Raw genomic sequence first — 4,901 nt, 5'->3', positions numbered from 1 at the left:
ATCTCACTGGCCGCGCCCTACCTCACTGGCATGTCAAGCTTTTTATTGTATTTCGCTCTACTTTTAAAGAAAAATTCTTAACTTGGGTGGATTGGTGCTGTAGCCCAGGGTTTTTTCCCAGGCCGGGTTGAGGCGCTTGAAGTGGCCGTCCACCGAGGCGATGCACAACAAGTCCAGCGACAGGTCGAAAAACTTGTTGAGTTCCTCCTCGGCCTGGCTGTGCTCGGTAATATCGCTGTTGATGATCAGCGTCACGGTGGACTGGCTGCGCTCGTCGACGTGGCGCGCCTGGCGCGAGGCGACGACGGCGCGGCTGCCGTCGCGCCGCGCGTGGATCAGCCGGCCCTCCCAGCGGCCGTGCTGGCGCAGCGTCGCGGCGATCCCGGCCGGCGCCGCCGCGCCGGCGTCGAGCAGCGCGGCGAGTTCGCGCCCGAGCGCCTGCTCGCGGCTCCAGCCGTACATTTCCTGGGCGCCGTGGTTCCAGTAGGCGACGCGCTCGCCCGCGTCGAGCACGATGATGGCGTCGTGCGCCAGGTCGAGCAGGTCGGCCTGGCGCTGCAGCTCCTGGGTGCGCTCGCGCACGCGCCGCTCCAGTTCCGCCGCGTTCGACAGCAACTGCGCCTCCTTGTCGGCGACGGCGGCGGCCATGCGCTTGAATTCGCGCGCCAACTCGCCCAGTTCGTCGGCGCCGGCGCTCGGCAGCCCGGCGTCGCGTTCGCCGTGGCCGAAATGCGCGACCGCGCGCCGCAGCGTGTGCAGCGGGCGCGTGATGGTGCGCGCCAGCCAGACCGCGATGGCCGAACCGAGCAGCAGGATCAGCGCGCCCATCGCCAGCAGGGCCTGGCCGAAGTCGCGCACCGGCAGCGACGCCTCGGCCTGGCTGATTTTGGTGATCAGGCCGAGCTTGTGGCGCGGCAGCCAGCGGTAGATGGTGATCGACGGCACGCCGCGGTAGTCGTCGCTGAACAGCACGCCGCTGTTGCCGGCCAGGCAAAGCTGCACGGCGCGGCTGCGCGCCTGCAGGCGCAGCGCGCCCGGCTGCTTGAGGAAGCGCGGCTGGGTGACGAACTGGGCGGCCTGGTTGACCAGGAAAACCTCGTCGGAATAATGCACGCCGCTGCGCTGGAGCATGATGCGGTTCAGGCCGTCGAGGTCGATCCAGCCGGCCAGCACCCCCAGCAGGGCGCCGTCGGCGGCCGTGATGGGCGCGCTCACGGCGATGGCGGCGGCGTTGACGAAGCGCGACAGGTGCGGCGGCTGCATAAAATAGCCGTGCTTGCCGTTGAGGAAAAACGGCTGCTCGACGGCGGCGGCGCCGACGGCGGCGGCGCTGGTGGCGGCGAGCAGGCGGCCGCTGTCCGGGTCGGCGATGGCCAGCATGATGAATTCGCTCGGTTGCAGCCGGGTGTGCGGCAGCAGTTCGTCCGAGGCGCGCGCCATCGCCGCCGGCCGCGCGGCGCCGCGCGCGGCCAGCGCGGCGGCCAGCGCCGGGGCGGCGGCGATCAGCTCGATGCGGCCTTGCTGGAGCGCGATCAGGCGGTCGATCTGCGCCTCCTTTTCCAGCGCCGAGGACAGCAGTTCCGAGACGGCGGCGCCCTCCAGCGCGTCGCGCCCGCTGCCAAACGACAGCGTGCCGACCACCGCCAGCAGCGCCGCGGCGAAGGCGACGAACACCAGCGTAATGCGCAGCGTCACGCCGAAGCGCGGCGTCATGCGCGCACCCGCGCCGCGCGCGCGGCCGTTCCCCGGCGCGGCCGCAGCCCGTGCAGCACCGCCGCCGCGCCGGCCAGCAGCAGGGCCGCCGGGACCCACACCTCGAGCGCCCGGCCGCGGCGCCGCTCGGCCACGGCCACGCGCATTTTCGCCGATTTGGCGGCCGCCGTGAAGCGGTCCTTCCAGGCGTAGACGTCGGCGAGGCGGGCGCCGCCGGCCGGCTCGACGAGGTAGCTGATGCCTTCCTCCTGGTAGTCGACGACGACGCCGGAGTCCGGCTCGAGCCACAGCGTGCCGGCGAAGTCGGTGTGTACGCGAAAGCGCTCGGGCACGTCGGGCAGGTGGCTGTAGCCGTCGGTCTCGTCGAGTCCGGTGGCGCCGATGTGGTACATGTGCACCAGCACGCCGTCCATTTCCAGCGCGCGCTCGAAGGTGGCGCGGCACAGGCCGATGAACTGGGTGTCCCAATAGTCGAAGTTCTTCGCGTCGGCGTGGCGCGGGAACAGGAACTGGCCGCCGCGCACCGCGCCGCCGTAGCCGGGCAAGTTGCGGCGGGTGTGGCGGTCGACGCCGAAAATGGCGCTGCTCTCGTATTCGACGACGCCGGCCTTGTTGGTCCAGTGCATGTCGCCCTGGATGATGGCGTGGCCCGCCGAGCTCACCAGCGCCTGGTCGACCCGGCGCGCCACCAGCGACGAGCTGGTCCATTCCGCGTCGGCGTGCGCGCGCGCGCGGGTGCTGGCGTCGAAGCTGGTCTCGCTGGCGTAGTCGGCGGGAATGCGCAGCAATTGCGGCGCAATATAGAAGTATTGCGCCGCCGCCAGCGGCCAGCAGACCATTCCGAGTCCGAGTAAGGCGCTGCGCACACTCATATCGCTGGGTTCCTCCTGTCGCGGAAGTGGAGCATGGTGGCGGTGGCGGGCAGGCGCCGTGACGGGCAAACACGGCCGCGTCCGCCGCCTGCGGACTTGATATATGTCATGCTAGCAGGATTGCCCATCGCCGTCGCGGAAAATTCCAGCGGCGCGCAACGCTTGATCTGCGCGGCGGTTGTGGAGTACAATCTCGGGTTGCTTGAATCAGGTTTTTGAGCAATGTTGCAAATCAACCAAAAGTTAGTTTAAGTAGTTTATAAATAATGCGAATCCGGTCGACAAGGGTGCCTCTATGGTGACTGATCGGATTCCAGACCCAACCCTGGAGTTTACTATGTCCGTAACAATGCGTGAAATGCTGGAAGCCGGTGTCCATTTCGGTCACCAAACCCGTTTTTGGAACCCAAAAATGGCCCCGTTCATTTTCGGTCACCGCAACAAGATCCATATCATCAACTTGGAAAAGACGATGGCTATGTATCAGGAAGCGATGAAGCATGTGCGTCAATTGGCGTCCAACCGCGGCACCATCCTGATGGTCGGCACCAAGCGTCAAGCGCGCGAGATCATCGCCGCTGAAGCGCAACGCGCCGGCGTGCCTTTCGTCGACCAGCGTTGGTTGGGCGGTATGCTGACCAACTTCAAAACGATCAAGACCTCGATCAAGCGCCTGAAAGACATGGAAGCGCAAATCGAAGACGGCTCCGTCGAGAAGCTGTCGAAAAAAGAAGCGCTGATGTTTGAACGCGAAATGATCAAGCTGCAAAAGTCCATCGGCGGTATCAAGGACATGGGTGGCGTTCCTGACGCTATTTTCGTCGTCGACGTCGGCTACCACAAGGGTGCCATCACCGAAGCGGCGAAACTGGGCATCCCGGTCATCGGCGTGGTTGACACCAACCACTCGCCCGAAGGCGTGAACTTCGTTATCCCTGGTAACGACGACTCGTCCAAAGCGATCATGCTGTACGCCCGCGGTGTGGCTGACGCCATCATCGAAGGCCGTGCCGCGGCCGGCAACGAAGTCGTTGAAATGATCAAGGCCGGCGCTGGCGACGAATTCGTTGAAGTGAGCGAGCAAGCGTAAGCGCAAGTCTGTCGTTCGATAGCTTGACAATGCAGTAGAGAAGAAGGGGGTGGCAGCAGCTCCCCCTTTTTTTTAATCAAAATAGTATGGGGCGCGGCGGGTCCGACACTTTTGATCCCCCCTCATCACATCCACCGAATCAGGAGAAACACATGGCAGCGATTACAGCAGCGATGGTAGGCGAATTGCGCGGCAAGACCGACGCACCAATGATGGAATGCAAAAAAGCGCTGACCGAGGCCGAAGGCGACATGGCGCGCGCGGAAGAGATCCTGCGCGTCAAACTGGGCGGCAAGGCTTCCAAGGCGTCCTCGCGCATCACCGCCGAAGGCGTGGTTGCGACGTTCATCGCCGGCGGCGTTGGCGCCCTGGTTGAAGTGAACAGCGAAACCGACTTCGTGGCCAAAAACGACGACTTCCTGGCACTGGCGAACAACGCCGCGCGCCTGGTCGCCGAGCACAACCCGGCCGACGTCGCCGCCCTGCTGGCCCTGCCGCTGGACGGCAAGACGCTGGACGAGGTGCGCGCCGCCCTGATCGGCAAAATCGGCGAGAACATGTCGATCCGTCGCTTCCAGCGTTTCGACACCAGCGCCAAGCTGGCCTCCTACCTGCACGGCGCGCGCATCGGCGTGATCGTCGAATACGACGGCGCCGACGAGCAAGTCGGTAAAGACGTGGCGATGCACATCGCGGCGATGAAGCCGGTGTCGCTGTCGTCGGACGAAGTGCCCGCCGAACTGATCGAAAAAGAGCGTTCGGTGGCAAAACTGAAAGCCGAAGAAGACGCCGTCAAGGCCGCGGCCGAAGGCAAGCCGGCGCAATCGGCCGAGATCCTGGCGAAGCGCCTGGAAGGCTCCGTGCAGAAGTACCTGAAGGAAGTATCCTTGCTGAACCAGGCTTTCGTGAAAAACGACAAGCTGTCGGTTGAGCAGATGCTGAAAGCGGCCGCCACCAGCGTGAAATCGTTCACGATGTTCGTCGTCGGCGAAGGCATTGAGAAAAAGCAAGACGACTTCGCCGCCGAAGTCGCGGCGCAAATCGCCGCCTCCCAGGGAGCGTAATTAGAAAGCGGGCCGAGAGGCCCGTTTTTTTGGCGCGCCGCGCCGGCCTCCCGGGGGGGGGGGGGGGGGGGGGGGAGGGGGGAGAGACGACGACCACTTTCCCGCCACTCCCAGCCTCTACCTGGTGCCCGGAAGAGTTTCTGGAGATCTCGGTTGTAGACT

4 protein-coding genes are annotated in these 4,901 nt (G+C 65.1%); 2 read left to right on the top strand and 2 right to left on the bottom strand.

Features of this window, described 5'->3' with window-relative positions:
- Positions 1-63 precede the first annotated feature (63 nt).
- Positions 64-1,713 (bottom strand): PAS domain S-box protein, encoded by a 1,650-nt coding sequence (locus ACFDR9_RS26910; protein ID WP_409032962.1) that lies wholly within the window; start codon positions 1,711-1,713, stop codon positions 64-66.
- Complete coding sequence (locus tag ACFDR9_RS26905) at positions 1,710-2,585, bottom strand: porin PorA family protein (RefSeq protein ID WP_409032961.1); 876 nt, start codon at positions 2,583-2,585, stop codon at positions 1,710-1,712. Before ACFDR9_RS26905 ends, ACFDR9_RS26910 begins: the two co-directional genes overlap by 4 nt.
- A gap of 337 nt (positions 2,586-2,922) precedes the next feature.
- Here ACFDR9_RS26905 and rpsB point away from each other — a divergent pair, with 337 nt between their 5' ends.
- Together rpsB and tsf are read left to right on the top strand one after the other, a co-directional pair.
- The gene (gene rpsB / locus ACFDR9_RS26900) at positions 2,923-3,675 is read left to right on the top strand and encodes a 30S ribosomal protein S2 (protein WP_409032960.1); all 753 of its coding nucleotides are present in this window, start codon (positions 2,923-2,925) and stop codon (positions 3,673-3,675) included.
- A 152-nt stretch (positions 3,676-3,827) separates the two neighbouring features.
- Positions 3,828-4,739, top strand: a complete 912-nt coding sequence (gene tsf, locus ACFDR9_RS26895) for a translation elongation factor Ts (RefSeq protein WP_026132503.1) — start codon at positions 3,828-3,830, stop codon at positions 4,737-4,739.
- Positions 4,740-4,901 lie beyond the last annotated feature (162 nt).

The sequence above is a fragment of the Janthinobacterium sp. CG_23.3 genome (assembly GCF_046115965.1).
Lineage (GTDB): Bacteria > Pseudomonadota > Gammaproteobacteria > Burkholderiales > Burkholderiaceae_D > Janthinobacterium.
This window is presented reverse-complemented; position numbering and strand designations above follow the sequence as displayed.